The sequence below is a fragment of the Virgibacillus xinjiangensis genome (assembly GCF_042643145.1).
Taxonomy (GTDB): domain Bacteria; phylum Bacillota; class Bacilli; order Bacillales; family Amphibacillaceae; genus Virgibacillus_O; species Virgibacillus_O xinjiangensis.
In genome coordinates this window covers 258,912-276,583 of record NZ_JBHRSA010000004.1, presented here as the reverse complement: position 1 = coordinate 276,583, position 17,672 = coordinate 258,912, and the positions used below count along the sequence as shown (strand labels likewise).

Annotated in this window: 19 protein-coding genes; all 19 read left to right on the top strand. The window is 44.2% G+C overall.

Annotation, left to right across the window (positions count from 1 at the left end; all coding sequences use genetic code 11):
* The first annotated feature begins 68 nt into the window (after nt 1-68).
* The 19 genes from hrcA (at nt 69) to era (ending at nt 17,600) form a co-directional block, all read left to right on the top strand.
* Nucleotides 69-1,100, top strand: coding sequence for a heat-inducible transcriptional repressor HrcA (gene hrcA / locus ACFOGI_RS02450; protein ID WP_390267869.1), 1,032 nt, complete (start codon nt 69-71; stop codon nt 1,098-1,100).
* A 113-nt stretch (nt 1,101-1,213) separates the two neighbouring features.
* Nucleotides 1,214-1,804, top strand: a complete 591-nt coding sequence (gene grpE / locus ACFOGI_RS02445) for a nucleotide exchange factor GrpE (RefSeq protein ID WP_390267866.1) — start codon at nt 1,214-1,216, stop codon at nt 1,802-1,804.
* Between the two features lie 30 nt (nt 1,805-1,834).
* The gene (gene dnaK / locus ACFOGI_RS02440; protein ID WP_390267863.1) at nt 1,835-3,664 is read left to right on the top strand and encodes a molecular chaperone DnaK; all 1,830 of its coding nucleotides are present in this window, start codon (nt 1,835-1,837) and stop codon (nt 3,662-3,664) included.
* Nucleotides 3,665-3,798: 134 nt separating this feature from the next.
* The gene (dnaJ, locus tag ACFOGI_RS02435; RefSeq protein WP_390267860.1) at nt 3,799-4,920 is read left to right on the top strand and encodes a molecular chaperone DnaJ; all 1,122 of its coding nucleotides are present in this window, start codon (nt 3,799-3,801) and stop codon (nt 4,918-4,920) included.
* Between the two features lie 66 nt (nt 4,921-4,986).
* Nucleotides 4,987-5,931 (top strand): 50S ribosomal protein L11 methyltransferase, encoded by a 945-nt coding sequence (gene prmA / locus ACFOGI_RS02430; RefSeq protein ID WP_390267857.1) that lies wholly within the window; start codon nt 4,987-4,989, stop codon nt 5,929-5,931.
* A 25-nt stretch (nt 5,932-5,956) separates the two neighbouring features.
* Complete coding sequence (locus tag ACFOGI_RS02425) at nt 5,957-6,715, top strand: 16S rRNA (uracil(1498)-N(3))-methyltransferase (RefSeq protein WP_390267854.1); 759 nt, start codon at nt 5,957-5,959, stop codon at nt 6,713-6,715.
* On the top strand, nt 6,715-8,061 hold the full coding sequence (gene mtaB / locus ACFOGI_RS02420) for a tRNA (N(6)-L-threonylcarbamoyladenosine(37)-C(2))-methylthiotransferase MtaB (RefSeq protein WP_390267851.1): 1,347 nt from the start codon (nt 6,715-6,717) through the stop codon (nt 8,059-8,061). The genes ACFOGI_RS02425 and mtaB overlap by 1 nt, the downstream gene beginning before the upstream one ends.
* A gap of 211 nt (nt 8,062-8,272) precedes the next feature.
* Nucleotides 8,273-8,944 (top strand): deoxyribose-phosphate aldolase, encoded by a 672-nt coding sequence (gene deoC, locus ACFOGI_RS02415; RefSeq protein WP_390267848.1) that lies wholly within the window; start codon nt 8,273-8,275, stop codon nt 8,942-8,944.
* 148 nt (nt 8,945-9,092) lie between these two features.
* On the top strand, nt 9,093-9,266 hold the full coding sequence (gene rpsU, locus ACFOGI_RS02410; protein ID WP_163970042.1) for a 30S ribosomal protein S21: 174 nt from the start codon (nt 9,093-9,095) through the stop codon (nt 9,264-9,266).
* Nucleotides 9,267-9,284: 18 nt separating this feature from the next.
* Nucleotides 9,285-9,731: a GatB/YqeY domain-containing protein gene (locus ACFOGI_RS02405; RefSeq protein ID WP_390267844.1), complete on the top strand. Its 447-nt coding sequence runs from the start codon at nt 9,285-9,287 to the stop codon at nt 9,729-9,731.
* A 290-nt stretch (nt 9,732-10,021) separates the two neighbouring features.
* Nucleotides 10,022-11,302 carry an NfeD family protein gene (locus ACFOGI_RS02400; RefSeq protein ID WP_390268067.1) on the top strand — a complete coding sequence of 427 codons (1,281 nt, stop codon included), beginning with the start codon at nt 10,022-10,024 and terminating at the stop codon, nt 11,300-11,302.
* Nucleotides 11,303-11,332: 30 nt separating this feature from the next.
* Entirely contained in the window at nt 11,333-12,328 is a 996-nt protein-coding gene (floA, locus tag ACFOGI_RS02395) for a flotillin-like protein FloA (RefSeq protein WP_390267841.1), read from the top strand.
* A 32-nt stretch (nt 12,329-12,360) separates the two neighbouring features.
* Nucleotides 12,361-12,843: a hypothetical protein gene (locus ACFOGI_RS02390; RefSeq protein ID WP_390267838.1), complete on the top strand. Its 483-nt coding sequence runs from the start codon at nt 12,361-12,363 to the stop codon at nt 12,841-12,843.
* A gap of 109 nt (nt 12,844-12,952) precedes the next feature.
* Nucleotides 12,953-13,234, top strand: coding sequence for a sporulation protein YqfC (gene yqfC, locus ACFOGI_RS02385; protein ID WP_390267835.1), 282 nt, complete (start codon nt 12,953-12,955; stop codon nt 13,232-13,234).
* Nucleotides 13,235-13,256: 22 nt separating this feature from the next.
* Nucleotides 13,257-14,483, top strand: coding sequence for a sporulation protein YqfD (yqfD, locus tag ACFOGI_RS02380; RefSeq protein ID WP_390267832.1), 1,227 nt, complete (start codon nt 13,257-13,259; stop codon nt 14,481-14,483).
* Between the two features lie 38 nt (nt 14,484-14,521).
* The gene (locus tag ACFOGI_RS02375; protein WP_390267830.1) at nt 14,522-15,481 is read left to right on the top strand and encodes a PhoH family protein; all 960 of its coding nucleotides are present in this window, start codon (nt 14,522-14,524) and stop codon (nt 15,479-15,481) included.
* Nucleotides 15,482-15,711: 230 nt separating this feature from the next.
* Nucleotides 15,712-16,176, top strand: a complete 465-nt coding sequence (ybeY, locus tag ACFOGI_RS02370; RefSeq protein ID WP_390267827.1) for an rRNA maturation RNase YbeY — start codon at nt 15,712-15,714, stop codon at nt 16,174-16,176.
* Complete coding sequence (locus ACFOGI_RS02365) at nt 16,154-16,531, top strand: diacylglycerol kinase family protein (protein ID WP_390267824.1); 378 nt, start codon at nt 16,154-16,156, stop codon at nt 16,529-16,531. The genes ybeY and ACFOGI_RS02365 overlap by 23 nt, the downstream gene beginning before the upstream one ends.
* 166 nt (nt 16,532-16,697) lie before the next feature.
* Entirely contained in the window at nt 16,698-17,600 is a 903-nt protein-coding gene (era, locus tag ACFOGI_RS02360) for a GTPase Era (RefSeq protein WP_390267821.1), read from the top strand.
* Nucleotides 17,601-17,672 lie beyond the last annotated feature (72 nt).

Here is a 17,672-nt window from a genome sequence, read left to right as displayed (position 1 = left end):
AAAGGATTTGATAATTTATTATTAGATTTAGCACTCAATCAATTCGAGTGCTAACAGAGGTGATTATCATGCTAACAGAAAGGCAGTTGTTAATCCTACAGGTTATTATTGATGATTTTATTGAATCGGCGCATCCCGTCGGGTCTCGTGCAATTTCAAAAAAAGAGGATATACCATACAGTGCAGCGACCATCCGGAACGAAATGGCGGATTTAGAAGATATGGGCTATTTGGAAAAGACCCACTCCTCTTCTGGCAGGGTTCCGTCTGAAAAAGGGTACCGCTATTATGTGGATCATTTAGTCAAACCCGCTTCCGTGGACGAAGGTATCAAAGTTATTCGGAATTTCATAGAAGATGGTTTCTTCGAACTTGAGCAGCTGGTACAGATGTCTGCGGAAGTTCTGTCTGATTTGACGAATTATACATCCATCATACTGGGGCCGGAACTGGTGGAAACCAAATTGAAGCAATTGCAGATTGTCACCTTGACGAATCATTCGGCGGTTGCTATTTTGATCACGAATACCGGCCATGTGGAACACCGCGCGTTTTCCGTTCCAGCTGAAATAAATCCGGCTGATTTGGAAAAGATGGTTAATATTCTAAATGATCGGCTGCACGGAGTACCACTGATTCATTTGCCTGAGCTCTTTCATACAGAGATCCATCAGCTGATGAAGAAATATTTACAGGAGTATGAAAGGTCCCATGAATATTTACGGGCTATATTCCTTCACGACCAGCCGGTCAAACTGTATATTGGCGGGAAATCAAACATATTGATGCAGCCCGAGTTCAATGATGTCGAGAAAATCAGGGCTTTCTATTCCCTCATGGAACAGGAAGAAGAAATTGCCACCCTTCTTAAGAACAAGACAGACGGATTACATGTATCCATTGGCAGGGAAAATCCAGTGGATGCAATCAAAGATCTCAGTCTGATCACCTCGGCCTATCATTTGGGAGAGGGGCAGATGGGCACAATAGCTTTGCTCGGTCCCACTCGTATGGAGTACAGAAAGGTCATAACTTTAATGAACGTGCTCTCTAATGAAATGACCGATGCACTATACCATTGGCATCGGAAAAATGACTGACACAGGACTCAGGGGGCGGGGCGACTGGGGTGTCCCGTTTCACGACATCATATTAATTGAAAACCATGAGTGATTTATTCTATGATGGTCACTGTAAATTGGAGGTGGAACGTTTGGCAGAACAAGAGAAGAGTGAACAACTGGAAGAGGAACAAAATCAGGAAGAACAACAGACCGGCCAGGCATCTGAGGACGTTGAAGTAATCGACAGCGATGAATCCTCAGAGAAGTCGGAAGACAGCGAAACTGATGCGTTACAAGAGCAAATCGACCAGCTGAAGAAAGAAAAACAAGAGGCCGAGGACCGTGTGCTCCGTATTCAAGCTGAGTTCGACAATTATAAAAAACGTACACAGAAGGAAAAAGAAGCAGCTCGTAAATATAAATCGGAAGACTTGGTGACTGAACTGCTTCCTGCCCTTGATAATTTTGAACGAGCGCTTCAAGTAGAAGTTAACGAGGCTACTTCCAGCCTGGTGGATGGGATCACCATGGTATATAACCAGCTGAAGGCTGCCCTTGCATCACAAGGAGTCGAAGAGATCGAGACAGAGGGCAAGGAATTCGATCCCACTCTTCATCATGCTGTTATGCAGGCGGAGGATGAAAACTTCGATTCGAACATAATAGTGGAAGAGCTTCAAAAAGGATACATCCTGAAAGACAAAGTTATCAGACCGTCAATGGTGAAAGTGAATAAATAATCTGTTGAGTTGCTAAGGAGGAAATAAGCTATGAGTAAAATTATCGGAATTGACCTAGGTACCACAAATTCATGTGTAGCTGTTATGGAAGGCGGGGAATCCACCGTAATCCCTAACCCTGAAGGTAATCGTACCACTCCTTCAGTTGTAGCATTTAAAAATGGCGAAAGACAGGTAGGGGAAGTGGCGAAGCGCCAGGCCATCACTAACCCAAATACCATTCAGTCCGTGAAACGTCATATGGGTACTGACTATAAAGTCAAAGTTGAGGACAAGGAATATACACCACAGGAAATTTCTGCGATCATTCTGCAGCATATCAAATCCTACGCGGAAGATTATTTGGGCGAAAAAGTCGAAAAAGCTGTTATCACTGTTCCAGCTTATTTCAATGATGCAGAACGACAAGCAACAAAAGATGCAGGGAAGATTGCAGGTCTAGAAGTAGAGCGTATCATCAATGAACCTACAGCAGCTGCCCTTGCATATGGTATTGATAAAGAAGATCAGGATCAGACAATCCTCGTATATGACTTGGGCGGAGGTACCTTCGACGTCTCTATTCTTGATATCGGGGATGGAACGTTTGAAGTAGTTTCCACTGCAGGTGACAACCGTCTCGGTGGGGATGACTTTGATGAAGTTATCATTGATCATATGGTAGCCGAATTCAAAAAAGAAAATGGTATCGACCTTTCTCAGGATAAAATGGCAGCCCAGCGCTTGAAAGATGCAGCAGAAAAAGCGAAGAAGGACCTATCCGGTGTGGCACAGACTCAGATCTCCTTGCCATTCATTACAGCTGGCGAAGCTGGACCGCTTCACTTAGAGATGAATCTGACCCGTGCAAAATTTGAAGAACTTTCCTCCCACTTGGTTGAACGGACCATGGTACCGACTAGAAAGGCTCTATCCGATGCAGATCTTTCTGCAAATGAGATCGACAAGGTCATCCTGGTAGGTGGTTCTACTCGAATTCCAGCCGTACAGGAAGCCATCAAGAAAGAAACAGGACAGGATCCTTCCAAAGGGGTGAACCCTGATGAAGTAGTTGCACTTGGTGCTGCTATCCAGGGCGGTGTACTGCAAGGAGATGTAAAAGATGTAGTGCTTCTTGACGTCACCCCACTTTCATTAGGAATCGAAACAATGGGTGGAGTTACTACCAAATTAATTGAGCGTAATACTACCATTCCTACGAGTCATTCCCAGGTATTTTCAACTGCTGCTGATAATCAGACCGCTGTTGATATCCATGTACTCCAGGGAGAACGTGAAATGGCTGCAGACAACAAAACATTGGGCCGCTTCCAACTGACTGATATTCCGCCAGCACCACGTGGGGTGCCTCAGATCGAAGTTTCTTTCGATATTGACGCAAATGGCATTGTGAATGTTCGTGCGAAAGACATGGGTACAAATAAAGAGCAATCTATTACCATCAAGTCTTCTTCCGGCCTATCTGATGAAGAAGTAGAAAAAATGGTTCAGGAAGCCGAAGAAAATGCCGAAGCGGATAAAAAGCGCCGCGAAGAAATAGAGCTCCGTAATGAAGCAGATCAACTAGTATTCACAACGGACAAAACGATTAAAGATCTTGGCGACAAGGTATCCGATGAGGAGAAACAGCAAGCTGAAAATGCAAAAGAAGAGCTGAAGAAAGCCATCGAATCCGACGACGTCGACCAAATTAAAGAGAAAAAGGAAGCGCTGGAAGAACAAGTACAACAGCTTTCCGTCAAACTCTATGAACAAATGCAGCAGCAACAGGCGCAAGAGCAAGGCCAAGGTACAGGCGAAAATGAAGATGACGTGGTCGACGCTGATTATAAAGAAGTAGATGATGAAGATAAAAAATAAAGATTAATCTGATGAAAAAGTCAAAGTCAGGATTTCCTTGGCTTTGGCTTTTTTACTAAACACATTTGCTATCCATAAAGGAATGATGATAAGATAAAATTTATGCATAAGTGTAGTGGGAGAGTGATTCACAAGTGAGCAAACGCGATTACTACGAAGTGCTTGGTGTTGAAAAAGGCGCTTCTAAAGATGAAATTAAAAAAGCTTACCGTAAGCTTGCAAGAAAATATCACCCGGACGTTAATAATGAAGCAGATGCTGCAGATAAATTCAAAGAGGCTAAAGAGGCCTATGAGGTATTGAGTAATGAACAAAAACGTGCCCAGTATGACCAATTCGGCCATGCAGGTGCCCAGGGACAAGGGTTCGGAGGCTTCGGCGGGGGTGCTGAAGACTTTGGCGGATTCGGCGATATATTCGATATGTTCTTTGGTGGCGGCGGCCGCAGAAGGGACCCGAATGCCCCGAGACAAGGTGCAGACCTGCAATACACTATGACTCTTGATTTCGAAGAAGCCATCTTTGGTAAAGAGACGGATATCAACATTCCAAAAGAAGAGAATTGTGATACATGTCACGGTTCTGGTGCGAAACCAGGCACCAAACCAAAAACTTGTTCACACTGCAACGGCTCTGGTCAGATGAATATGGAGCAGAATACTCCATTTGGTAAAGTGGTCAACCGTCGGGTATGCCAGCATTGTAATGGTTCCGGTAAAATCGTGGAAGATAAGTGTACGACTTGCCGTGGTGCTGGAAAAGTGAAGACCCAGAAGACTATCCACATAAACATCCCTGCTGGAATTGATGAAGGTCAACAAATCAGAGTAGCCGGCAAGGGGGATTCCGGGGTGAATGGAGGCCCACCAGGGGATCTTTTTGTCGTTATCCAGGTAAAACCCCATGATTTCTTTGAAAGAGACGGCGATCACATCTACTGTGAACTGCCTTTGAATTACGCTCAAGCTGCGTTAGGTGATGAGGTGGAAGTACCTACTGTACATGGTAAAGTGCAGTTGAAAATCCCAGCAGGCACGCAGACAGGCAAAACTTTCCGTTTGAAAGGAAAAGGAGCTCCGAATGTAAGAGGGTATGGCCATGGTGACCAACATATCATCGTCAAAGTAGTAACTCCTACAAAATTAACGGACCGTCAGAAAGAACTGCTTCGTGAATTCAACGAGATAGGCGGAAATGATTCAACCAACGAGCAGGACAGCTCTCTGTTCCAAAAATTCAAGAATGCTTTCAAATAAAAAGAGACGATGCTGGACTGCCAGCATCGTCCTACATATAAGTTCCCAAAAAGGATGGATGCCGGAATGAAGTGGTCGGAAATCTGTATTCATACCACAAATGAAGCGATTGAACCAATTTCCAACATATTACATGAAACTGGTGCCAGCGGTCTTGTAATCGAAGATCCGCTTGACCTGGAGAAAGAGAGGGACACTTTTTTCGGAGAAGTATATGAATTGGACCCGGAGGAGTATCCGGAAGAAGGCGTGTATGTGAAAGCATATTTGCCGGTCAACAGTTTCCTGGGGGAAACCGTTGAAGAGATCAAGCAGGCCATCAATAATCTGATCATTTATGACATAGATATCGGCAAAAATGATATAACACTGAGTGAGATAAACGAGGAAGAGTGGGCAACAGCATGGAAGAAGTATTATAAGCCTGTGAAGATTTCCGAGAAAATCACCATCATCCCGACGTGGGAAGAATATACACCCGCAGACAGCGATGAGGTCATTATAGAAATGGATCCCGGGATGGCGTTCGGTACTGGAACACACCCGACGACTGTTCTCAGTATCCAGGCGCTGGAGAATTATCTCCAAGAAGGAGATAAAGTCATTGATGTCGGTTCTGGTTCAGGGGTGCTGAGTATTGCATCGGTATTGCTGGGGGCTACAGAAGCACATGCGTTTGACTTGGATGATGTGGCCGTAAAGAGTACAAAACTAAATGCTAAGCTCAATAAATTGGAACATAAAATCACCGCCAGACAGAACAACCTGCTGAATCATGTCGATATCAAAGCGGATGTCATTGTTTCCAACATACTGGCGGAGATAATCGTTCGCTTCATCGGGGATGCGTGGAATAATCTTGCCGAAGAAGGTTTATTCATAACCTCTGGTATTATACAAAATAAGAAACAGATGGTGCTCGATCAGATGCAGGAACACGGTTTCGAAATCATTGAAGTGAATGAAATGGAAGAATGGGTTTCTCTCATCGCAAAAAAAGCAGGTAATTAATCTGCTGCCAAAGTAGGTGTCTGTTATGCAACGTTATTTCGTTCCTCAGGAAAACTGGAAAAGTGAACAAGTTTTTATCACCAATGATGATTTTCATCATATAACCAGGGTCATGAGGTTTAAAGAAGATGACAGTCTGATATGCAATCATCCGGATGGACGGGCTTACATCTGTGAGATCAGCGGGATCGAAAAAAACCAAGTGGTTGCTGTGATACGGGAAAAGTTGGAAGGATCTGCAGAACTGCCAGTGGGAGTGACCATTGCCCAAGGACTGCCCAAAGGCGATAAAATGGAGCTGATCATACAAAAAGGGACCGAATTGGGAGCTGCTTCCTTCATTCCATTTCAAGCTGACAGATCTATCGTTGTTTGGAATGGAAAGAAAATGGAGAAAAAGTTGGAACGCTATTCCAAAATCACTAAAGAAGCCAGTGAGCAGAGTCATCGTAACAAAATACCTAACATACATCAGACCATGTCCCTTTCAGAGCTTCTCGAGGAAAGTGCTCCATACGATGTGAAAATCTTTCCATATGAAGAAGAAGCCAAAGGAAGTCAGCGTCCCTCCTTTGGGAAAGTTTTAAAGGATATCCATCCTGGTCAGCATATTTTCGCATGTATCGGGCCAGAGGGAGGTTTCTCTCCCAAGGAGGCTGAACAGCTGATAAGTCATGGCTTTCATCCAGTGAGGCTGGGTCCAAGAATACTGAGGACGGAAACGGCTGCGCTATACGTACTTGCCAGCATTTCCTATCATTTTGAAGAATTGAGGTGTCAATAATGCCTACCGTAGCATTTCATACATTGGGGTGTAAGGTTAACCATTATGAAACAGAGGGTATCTGGAGAATGTTCAAAGACCATGGATATGAGCGGGTGGAGTTTGACCATGATTCCGATGTCTATGTCATCAATACATGTACTGTAACGAACACGGGCGATAAGAAAAGCCGCCAGACCATTCGACGGGCAGTACGGAAGAATCCTGATGCCGTAGTTTGTGTAACCGGCTGTTATGCCCAGACTTCTCCAGGTGAGATTATGGAAATTCCTGGGGTGGACATTGTTGTTGGTACACAAGACCGCAAACAGATGATTCAATACATCGAAGAACATAAACATACGAAGGAGCCGATCAACGGAGTCTCCAATATCATGAAAAACCGGGTATTTGAGGAAATGGACGTTCCTGAATTCACCGACCGCACCCGTGCGTCCCTGAAGATCCAGGAAGGATGTAATAACTTCTGTACGTTCTGTATTATTCCTTGGTCAAGAGGTTTACTCCGTTCCAGAGATCCGGAAAACGTAGTATCCCAGGCGAGAAAACTGGTCGAGGCCGGATACAAAGAGATTGTGCTTACGGGCATTCATACAGCCGGATATGGTGAAGATATGGCTGATTACAATTTCGCAATGCTGCTGAATGACCTGGAGACCAAAGTGGATGGTCTGAAAAGAATCCGCATATCATCGATTGAAGCCAGCCAGATTACGGACGAAGTCATTGAAGCATTGAATAAGTCGGAAAAAATTGTAAGGCACTTGCATATCCCTCTGCAATCTGGGTCAGATACCGTACTTGCTAGAATGCGGAGAAAATATTCAACAGAGTATTACAAGGAGAAGGTAGAAAAGATCCGCCAGGCATTGCCTGATTTAGCCATCACCTCAGATGTCATTGTCGGTTTCCCTGGAGAAACGGAAGAGGAGTTCATGGAGACATATCAATTCATAGAGGAGATCGGTTATTCCGAATTGCATGTGTTTCCATTTTCCAGACGTACAGGGACACCTGCAGCCATGATGAAAGACCAGGTAGATGAGGAAGTTAAGAATGAACGTGTTCAGCGCACAATTGAGCTGTCGAACCGGCTTGCGAAGAATTACGCATCCAGGTATAAAAACGAGGTGCTTGAAGTCATTCCAGAAGAAAAAGTGGAAGGCAGCGATTCCCAGCTCGTAGGCTACACGGACAATTATTTGAAGGTGCGCTTTGATGGATCACCGGACATGATAGGTAAAATTGTACGGGTTAAAATCACCGATTCCGGCTATCCATATAATGAAGGCACTTTTGTGCGGGTAATGGACAATACCACTGACGTGAAAGTTACTGCCAATTAAACTGAAAAACAGTCACCGGCCGGTGATTTCAGGCTGTCGATAAAGTGCTCGACAGCCTGATTTTTTATTTTCATATGCATAGGGTTCTGTTTGTTGGTAACATATGAATACAAAAGCTGATAGTACATAATCTAGCTGCCATCATAGCATTTTCTCGCTTATCATGCTATTATTGGTAGAGGTACGTACATCTAAAATTGGAGGTATTACAATGAACAATGAACTAGCTAAATATATCGACCATACACAATTGAAGCCTGATACAACACAAGAAAAAATAGAACAAGTGGTAAAGGAAGCCAAGGAGTACAGTTTTGCATCAGTCTGTGTGAATCCTTATTGGGTCTCTTACTGCTCCGAGCAACTGAAGGATACTTCTGTAGAAGTTTGTACGGTGGTAGGTTTCCCTCTTGGAGCCACTTCTACAGCAACTAAAAAATTTGAAACAGAACAAGCCATAAGGGATGGAGCAACTGAAATTGATATGGTTATCAACGTTGGAGAGTTGAAGTCACGCAACGACAACGCTGTAAAAGCCGATATCGAAGCAGTTGTCGGGGCTGCCAAAGACCAAGCCCTGACAAAAGTCATCATTGAAACCTCCTTATTGTCTGAAGAGGAAAAAGTCCGTGCATGCAGGTTAGCAAAGGATGCTGGAGCTGACTTTGTGAAAACTTCCACTGGTTTTTCCGGTGGAGGAGCAACGGTGGAGGACATTAAACTGATGCGTGAAACGGTCGGAAAAGAAATGGGAGTGAAAGCTTCCGGTGGTGTCAGGGATTACCAGGCAACAAGGGCAATGATTGATGCCGGAGCTACTAGAATCGGTGCCAGTGCAGGGATCGATATCATTAACGGTGGTCAAGGTTCTTCGGACTACTAGAGAACAGGAATGAATTTCCACAAAAATAAATAGTATGGAATCTTTGGTTGACCAGGTGTGCTTTTTATATTATAATTTACGAAGGCATATGATAGTTTACATATGCTTTCATAATTCTGTTTTGTGCTTCGGAGGGAGGGAAATTAGCATGTCAAATACAACTCGCGTTCGTAAAAACGAGTCTCTTGAAGATGCTCTTCGTCGCTTTAAGCGTAGTGTGTCCAAAAGTGGTACACTATCTGAATATCGTAAGCGTGAATATTACGAAAAACCTAGCGTTCGTCGTAAAAAGAAATCTGAAGCTGCTAGAAAGCGTAAATAGTGAAGAAGGGGCAGGAGCATGACGTTACTTGATCAGCTGAATCAGGATATGAAGCAGGCGATGAAGAACAAAGAGAAAGATAAACTCAAAGTAATTCGCATGGTCAAAGCTTCAATACAAAATGAATCAATAAAACTTGGTAATGATACTCTCTCCAAGGATGAGGAACTAACCGTTCTGTCCAGAGAGTTGAAACAACGGAAAGATTCCCTCCAAGAATTTAAAGAAGCTGGACGCGATGATCTTGTTCAAGATCTTGAGACTGAAGTAGATATTTTACAAAAATATATGCCTGATCAGCTCACAGATGAAGAGCTGGAAGAGATTGTTCAGCAGGTGATTCAGGAAGTAAATGCCACTTCCAAAAAAGATATGGGTAAAGTCATGAGTGCAGTAATGCCTAGAATCAAAGGTAGAGCAGACGGCTCTCAAGTGAACAAACTCGTACTGAAAAACTTAGGTTGATATTAAAAAAGGGTCCTTGTCATATACTGTGGCATGGGCCTTTTATAATGGAACCTCCCCAAAGTTTGGAGCGTAAATACAATGAATGTCCTTCCTTGAGGAAACATTGTTTATTGTTTATTAAAGTATCATTGTATAAGCACTTTGTGATAAGATTTAGAAGAACTTCACAAAAAAAGGAACCATTTATCCGTCTGACCGTATAGATATTATAGTCGCTAAGGAGGTGGATCCATTTGCCGGTGAGCGGATTTAAAAAATACATATTCTTTCTATGTGCCCTCACCATCATGTGGATTGGTACTAGTGGGGGAGCCGATCCCGTGAAAGGGGAAAATGGTGCTGGTAACCTGGTATACATTGTACCTATTGAAAACGAGGTGGAGCGCGGCCTGCAGGCATTCTTGGAGCGGGCTACGGAAGAAGCAGTTGATGCAAATGCCGATCATATCATCTTTGAGATAGATACACCGGGGGGCCGTGTAGATGCTGCCGGGCAGATTGCCAGCATGATGCAAAATCTTGAAATCCCGACAACTTCCTTCATCATCAACCAAGCATTGTCTGCAGGGTCTTATCTGGCCTTGAATACGGATCATATCTACATGCGCCCACAAGCGACAATGGGCGCAAGCGGTGTGATCACACAGGATGGAAATGCGGCGGATGAAAAAGCACAATCTGCTTGGTTGGCAGCAATGAGGAGTGCAGCTGAATCGAAAGGAAGAGATCCCCAGTATGCCGCAGCGATGGCGGATCCGGCTATTGATATGCCTGAATATGGGGCAGCGGAGGGCGAATACCTTACGCTCGGACCCACCGAAGCTGTCGAGGTCGGGTATGCAGAAGGAATAGTGAATCATCGGGAAGCATTATTGAAGGAACTGGGGTTGTCCAATGCGACCATCGTAGAGACGGAGACCAGCCTGGCTGAAGAGGCGGCAAGGTTTCTGACCAATCCGGTGGTCATACCGATCCTACTCTCTGTTGCCAGCCTGGGCTTAGTGGTGGAGTTGTATTCCCCAGGGTTCGGGATTGCCGGGACGATGGGCGTTATAGCCTTAATATTGTTTTTCTACGGGCATATCATTGCAGGACTTGCGGGCATGGAAGCGATTATCCTGCTCTTAATAGGGATCGCTTTGATTGTTACGGAATTCTTTGTAGCCGGCGGAATTCTCGGTTTGCTTGGAGTTGGAGCGGTAATTGGTTCCTTGTTCATGTCAGGGTATGATTTAGGACATATGTCCATGAGTATTGGGATTGCCTTTCTGATCGCTTTAATTGCGGCGGTCATTCTGTTCCGCAGGATTGGAGCCGATAAAGGTGTCTTCCGCCACGTTATTCTAAAGGATAGTACGGCTACAGAGCAGGGATATGTTTCCTCTGCAAATCGATTGGAACTTGTCGGTCTTGCAGGAGTAGCAGAAACCCCATTGAGGCCTGCTGGAACCGGGGTCTTTGAAGGAGAACGTCTTGATATTGTTTCAGAGGGAAATTTCATCGAAGAAGGATCGAATATCAAGATAGTAAAAGTCGAAGGTTCCAGAATTGTAGTAAGAAAACTTTGACAGCAAAATTAAAAATTAGGAGGAAATTACATGGGATTATCTGAACTGATGCCGTTGATCATCATCGCGGTCATTTTGATTGCCTTGGCAATTCTATTCACCTTTATACCGGTAGCCCTATGGATCAGCGCGCTTGCTGCAGGTGTAAAGGTAAGCATTTTCACCCTCATCGGTATGCGTCTGCGCCGGGTAGTACCAAACAGAGTCATCAATCCACTGATTAAGGCACATAAGGCCGGTCTAGGAGTTCGTATCAACCAGCTGGAGAGCCATTACCTTGCAGGTGGTAACGTAGACAGGGTGGTAAATGCCCTGATAGCTGCCCACCGAGCAAATATTGACCTTCCTTTTGAGCGGGGAGCCGCCATCGATCTGGCAGGAAGGGACGTTCTTGAAGCTGTCCAGATGAGTGTCAATCCTGAAGTGATCGAGACTCCGTTTATCGCGGGTATTGCAATGGATGGAATTGAAGTGAAGGCGAAAGCAAGGATTACCGTAAGAGCCAATATTGACCGCCTCGTCGGTGGTGCCGGGGAAGAAACGATCATTGCCCGTGTAGGGGAAGGGGTTGTGAGTACGATTGGTAGTTCCACTGCCCATACACAAGTACTGGAGAACCCTGATTCAATTTCACAAACTGTATTGAGCAAAGGGTTGGATTCCGGCACAGCATTTGAGATTCTCTCCATTGATATTGCTGATGTGGATATCGGCAAAAACATTGGAGCAATTCTGCAGACAGATCAGGCAGAAGCAGACAAAAACATTGCACAAGCGAAAGCAGAAGAACGTCGTGCTATGGCAGTTGCCCAAGAACAGGAAATGGTAGCACGTACACAGGAAATGCGCGCCAAAGTTGTGGAAGCAGAGGCAGATGTCCCGCTTGCATTGGCTGAAGCATTGCGCTCCGGAAATTTGGGTGTTATGGACTATATGAATTACCGCAACATTGACGCAGATACTGATATGCGCGACTCCATCGGAAAGCTCTCCGACGAAAATGATGATGAAAATAATGAGAAGTAATTTCACAGACCCGGCGAAGAAGGAGAGATTTGATGGGAAACCTGATAGAATTCATTTTCAGTAACTTCTTCATCGTGATTATGATGATCGCCGGTTTGATGGGATTCTTCCGCAATAGCAAGCAGGAAGAACAACATCCGGAACGTCCCATCCCCCGGCCGGCTCCTGCCTCTCCGCCCCAGCAGACGCAATCCGGGCGGCAAAGGAAGGAGGAGACTATCGTCTCCTCAGAGTCCATAAAGGAGCAGCAGAATAAACAAATTGACCGTTTGGCAAAACACCTGCATACGGCAAAGACAACAGGAGATACAGATTCTCGCTTGACTGATACGTTGGAGAGTCCGCTCCGTGAACCTGGCAAAGGATTAACCAAGCAGCAGGAAGAGACGAGAAGCAGCATAAAGAGAAACTTAAATAGAAAAGGCCTGGTGAACGGTATTGTCATGTCGGAAGTATTAGGTCCCCCTCGTGCCAAAAGACCTTACCGGTCTGTGTTGAGCCAACGGAAATACTGAACCTTCACTGCCATCGGCACAAGCTATCGCTTGTTGTCGGTGGTTTTTTATTGTTCTTATACCCCCTTTCCCTTCATACATATTATAGGAGAGAGAGGGGGCTGCATGAATGAGTTCAATACATCAGCGAATGAGGCCGTGGCTGACCAAATACCTTTCCCTGCCATCTGATGTCGTTCTGGAGTTGCCTCGCATTACAATGATTGGACAGTTGCATGTGTATATAGAAAATCACCAAGGATTGGACACTTACTCTGATACAGAACTGCGCCTGAAAACCAATAATGGATTTATTGTAATAACCGGATCATCCTTTGTCATCAAAATGATGGTACAGGAAGAAATGCTGCTTGAGGGAAAAATCAATGACGTCACTTTCATTTCTGAATAAAGACTGAGGGGAGGGGGAACCAATGAAGCATAACCAAGGCAAATCGATGTCAGGGTTTATTACTATTGAAGTGCAAGGGGAGAGGCCGGAGGCATTCTTCCAATTATGCAGTCAATCGGGTGTTCAAGCATGGGATATTCGTAAACCACAAGCAGATATATGTGAAGGGTCCATCAAGTTAAAGGATGTACAGAGAATCAAACCGATCAAAAGAGGGACAGGATATAAAGTAAGGTTCAAGGAGAGGAAGGGGCTTCCCTTCCTGTTTAAACACTTTCTTGGCAGAAAAACCCTTGTTACAGGGTTATTGGCTGGGCTGCTTTTCCTCCTCTTCCTTTCTAATATATTATGGGATGTCGAGATAAGCGGGCTTCCCAAAGATGTAGAAGAAAAGGTCAACAAACAACTGGATGAATATGGTATTCAGCAGGGAGCTTGGATTTTCAAGCTTGAATCTCCTAACCAGATTCAGCAACAGCTGATCAAGGATGTTCCTGAATTGCTTTGGGTCGGTGTGGATCAGCGGGGGACAACCTTTCACTTGGAAGGTGTTGAAAAAATAGTTGTCAAGGAAGAGGAAAAGCCTGGCCCACAAAATCTTGTAGCCGCCAAAAAAGGTGTCATCACAGATATGTATGTTGCTAAGGGAAGACCCCTTGTGCATGTGAGTGATTATGTGGATGCTGGAGATGTTCTAGTTTCGGGAAGAATTGACAGCAGTGCAGAAGAAGAAGAGGAGCAAGAAAAGGAAAGAAAGGCCGAACTGGTTGCCGCGCAAGGAGAGGTGACAGCAGCAACTTGGTATGAGGTGTCTGTCACCGTTCCACTGGAACTGTTATCAGAACAATTGACGGGAAACCGGAAAAAAAAGTATCATCTTAAAGCTGGACAGACTATGTTGCCTGTCTGGGGATTTGGCAGTCATGAATTTGACGAAGTATATCGGGAAGTGGAAGAAAGAAGCTTATATTTTCTGAAGTGGGAGCTGCCTGTGAAATTTGTCGAAACAACCCTAAGTGAGAAGCAGTCCATACAAGAAGAACGAACAAAAGACGAAGCAGTAGAAGCAGGTGTCCTGCAGGCCAAGAAAGACCTGCAGTTGCATTTGGGGCCGGATGCCACCATTGTTTCTGAAAAAATTTTGCAAGAAACCATGGACAATGGTAAAGTAAAAATAAACTTATTTTTGAGTGTTGAAGAAAATATAGCAGAAGCAGAGCCAATCAAAACAACCGGTCAGACGGAGTGATTGGAAGCCAGTGATTACACTAACCAAGGAGATTGATTATGTCCGAAAATCTTAAAACAATTGAATTGGAATTAACCAATCCTAATGAAGCCTTGAATTTATTTGGCACAAACGATAAATTCTTGAAGCAGATTGAATCGAAAATGAACGTTTCCATCGTCACAAGGGGGGAGCAGGTCGGCGTATCTGGGTCAGATGAAGATATTTCCCTTGTCCAAGAAATATTGCTGGCCATGCTTTCTGTTATCAGACGGGGGCTGACTATATCCGAACGGGACGTCGTGTACGCTGTCGATCTAGCAAAAGCTGGGAAAATTAGCCAGTTTGAAACTTTATTTGAAGATGAAATCACCAAAAATGTAAAAGGGAAATCGATTCGTGTTAAAACACTAGGCCAAAAAGTCTATGTCAATGCAATGAAAAAAAATGACCTTGTATTCGGCATTGGGCCTGCAGGGACTGGAAAAACATATCTTGCTGTAGTAATGGCGGTCAATGCTCTGAAGAACGGGGAGGTAAAGCGAATTATCTTGACCCGGCCTGCTGTAGAAGCTGGAGAGAGCCTTGGCTTTTTGCCGGGAGATTTGAAGGAGAAGGTGGATCCATATCTCCGCCCCCTGTATGATGCACTTCATGATGTGTTGGGGGCTGAACATACCTTGAGATTGATTGAGAGAGAAACCATTGAAATTGCTCCCCTGGCATATATGAGGGGGCGCACCTTGGATGACGCATTCGTCATCTTGGATGAGGCGCAAAATACTACGCCTGAACAGATGAAAATGTTCCTAACCAGATTAGGTTTTGGTTCAAAAATGGTGATTACAGGCGATGTCACACAAATCGATTTGCCGAAGGGTATGAAGTCTGGTCTGCAGGTTGCCAAGCAGCTTCTCCAGTCCGTCAAAGGCATTTCGTTCATAGATTTGGATCCGAGTGATGTCGTCCGGCACCCATTGGTTCAGCGAATCATAGAAGCCTATGATATCCATAAATGAACAGGTTGATGCAAAGGCCCGGTTGACGGGTCTTATTTCTGTTTTAGGAGATGATAAATATGGGGAGCCCCTCATATTTTAAAGGACGGAAATTGTTTTGGTTTAAGATCGGCTGAAAAGGGAATCAACTATAAACAATAGTTAACATCAGAATGTAGTCACATACAGGTTTTCCATGGAATAGTTATATTTGCAGGGTACGGATAACCATGGTATAAGGAGGCAAACAGATGCATATTGACTTTCATGATACAACCAATACAGTAGAACCTGATCATATCGACCTACTGCAAAAATTACTTGATTATACAGCAAAGACGGAAAACATCCCACAGGAAGCGGAGATATCTGTCAATTTCACTGATAATGATGAGATTCAAGAATTGAACCGTAATTACCGGCAGAAAGATAAACCTACAGACGTCATATCATTCGCACTTCAGGAAACAGTCGAAGGTGAGCCTGAAATCTCCGGTGACGATGGACCGTTGATTCTAGGAGATATTGTCATCTCTATTGACAAAGCAAAAGAACAGGCAGAAGAGTATGGTCATTCCATTGAAAGAGAATTGGGATTTTTGGCTGTCCATGGTTTGTTGCATCTTCTGGGTTATGATCATATGGAGAAAGAAGACGAAAAAAAGATGTTCTCCAGACAGGAAGATATTCTGGGTGAGTTCGGTGTGGAACGCTAATAAAAAGGGAATCGGCTTTTCTCATGCATGGGCAGGGATTCGGCACACGGTGAAAACGGAAATGAATTTCCGGTTTCACTTAGTTGCAACGGCATCTGTCATAGCTGCCGGCTTTTTCCTTCAAATCTCCCGGCTGGAATGGGCAGTGATTGTATTAGCGGTTGGTTTTGTGCTGGCCGCTGAAGTAGCCAATACTGCCGTGGAAAAACTGGTGGATTATCTAAAACCTGATATACACCCATCAGCCAAAGCTATCAAGGATATGGCCGCCGGCATGGTTTTGCTCTCGGCCATCAGCGCATTGGTCATCGGCTTGCTGATCTTCCTTCCCAAGCTTTATGTACTGTTCCGATGAGCCCTGTTGACATGTTGACAGGGTTTTATTCATATGTCCATAAGCATAAGATGTTGTGATTTCTACCTGAAATAGAGCATTTTTTTAAAGGTTTTGTCGTATTTGTGAAATAAGGAATTATTTGTAGTAAGATTGAGATAAAAGAGGACGTCATGGAGGAAATAATATGGAAACCAACTTCAAATCAGGATTCATTTCAATTATCGGCAGACCGAATGTCGGAAAGTCCACCTTCATGAACAAGGTGATCGGACAAAAAATAGCCATTATGAGTGATAAACCACAGACAACGAGAAATAAGATACAAGGCGTCCTGACTGAAAAAGACGCCCAAATGGTTTTTATCGATACGCCGGGCATCCATAAACCAAAACATCGGCTCGGGGATTTCATGGTGAAAGTGGCAGAAGATACGTTGAATGAAGTGGATGCAATTCTGTTTATGATCAATGCACAAGAGGGTTACGGTCGTGGAGATCAGTACATCATCGACCGCCTCCAACAGGTCAACCGTCCTGTTTTCCTTGTGATTAATAAGATTGATCTCATTCATCCAGATGATTTATTTGCCATGATTGCTGAGTATAAAGAAAGATATGACTTTAAGGAAATCATCCCAATCTCCGCACTCGAAGGAAATAATGTTGATCGCCTGCTTGAAGTGGTCAAGGGTTATTTACCAGAAGGGCCACAATATTATCCAGAAGATCAGGTTACAGACCATCCTGAGAGATTTGTCATTTCCGAGCTTATCAGAGAAAAAGTCCTTCATTTGACAAAAGAAGAAATACCTCATTCGATAGCGGTAGTTATCGAAAACATCGAGGAGAGAGAGTCTGAGAAAGTGCTGATTCAGGCAACAGTGGTAACTGAAAGAAAATCACAGAAAGGCATCCTGATAGGAAAGCAGGGTAGTATGCTGAAGAAAATCGGCCAGGATGCAAGAAAAGATATTGAGGCATTGCTCGGATCCAAAGTCTACTTAGAGCTATGGGTAAAGGTGAAGAAAGATTGGAGGAACAGGCAAAACCAGCTGCATGAGTATGGTTTTAGAAGTGATGAATATTAACCCTGGTAAATTTTAATATTCATTGTTTCAAGCTCTGGGGGAAATCTATAGGTGCGTAACATTTTCAAACAA

Bases quoted from the DNA above. Each gene is read 5' to 3' on its own strand.
- ACFOGI_RS02375 (WP_390267830.1), top strand. From the start codon at position 14,522: ATGTCCGAAAATCTTAAAACAATTGAATTGGAATTAACCAATCCTAAT.
- ybeY (WP_390267827.1), top strand. From the start codon at position 15,712: ATGCATATTGACTTTCATGATACAACCAATACAGTAGAACCTGATCAT.
- ACFOGI_RS02390 (WP_390267838.1), top strand. From the start codon at position 12,361: ATGGGAAACCTGATAGAATTCATTTTCAGTAACTTCTTCATCGTGATT.
- yqfC (WP_390267835.1), top strand. From the start codon at position 12,953: ATGAGTTCAATACATCAGCGAATGAGGCCGTGGCTGACCAAATACCTT.
- ACFOGI_RS02400 (WP_390268067.1), top strand. From the start codon at position 10,022: ATGTGGATTGGTACTAGTGGGGGAGCCGATCCCGTGAAAGGGGAAAAT.
- prmA (WP_390267857.1), top strand. From the start codon at position 4,987: ATGAAGTGGTCGGAAATCTGTATTCATACCACAAATGAAGCGATTGAA.
- hrcA (WP_390267869.1), top strand. From the start codon at position 69: ATGCTAACAGAAAGGCAGTTGTTAATCCTACAGGTTATTATTGATGAT.
- rpsU (WP_163970042.1), top strand. From the start codon at position 9,093: ATGTCAAATACAACTCGCGTTCGTAAAAACGAGTCTCTTGAAGATGCT.
- era (WP_390267821.1), top strand. From the start codon at position 16,698: ATGGAAACCAACTTCAAATCAGGATTCATTTCAATTATCGGCAGACCG.
- ACFOGI_RS02405 (WP_390267844.1), top strand. From the start codon at position 9,285: ATGACGTTACTTGATCAGCTGAATCAGGATATGAAGCAGGCGATGAAG.
- mtaB (WP_390267851.1), top strand. From the start codon at position 6,715: ATGCCTACCGTAGCATTTCATACATTGGGGTGTAAGGTTAACCATTAT.
- ACFOGI_RS02425 (WP_390267854.1), top strand. From the start codon at position 5,957: ATGCAACGTTATTTCGTTCCTCAGGAAAACTGGAAAAGTGAACAAGTT.
- floA (WP_390267841.1), top strand. From the start codon at position 11,333: ATGGGATTATCTGAACTGATGCCGTTGATCATCATCGCGGTCATTTTG.
- yqfD (WP_390267832.1), top strand. From the start codon at position 13,257: ATGAAGCATAACCAAGGCAAATCGATGTCAGGGTTTATTACTATTGAA.
- dnaK (WP_390267863.1), top strand. From the start codon at position 1,835: ATGAGTAAAATTATCGGAATTGACCTAGGTACCACAAATTCATGTGTA.
- deoC (WP_390267848.1), top strand. From the start codon at position 8,273: ATGAACAATGAACTAGCTAAATATATCGACCATACACAATTGAAGCCT.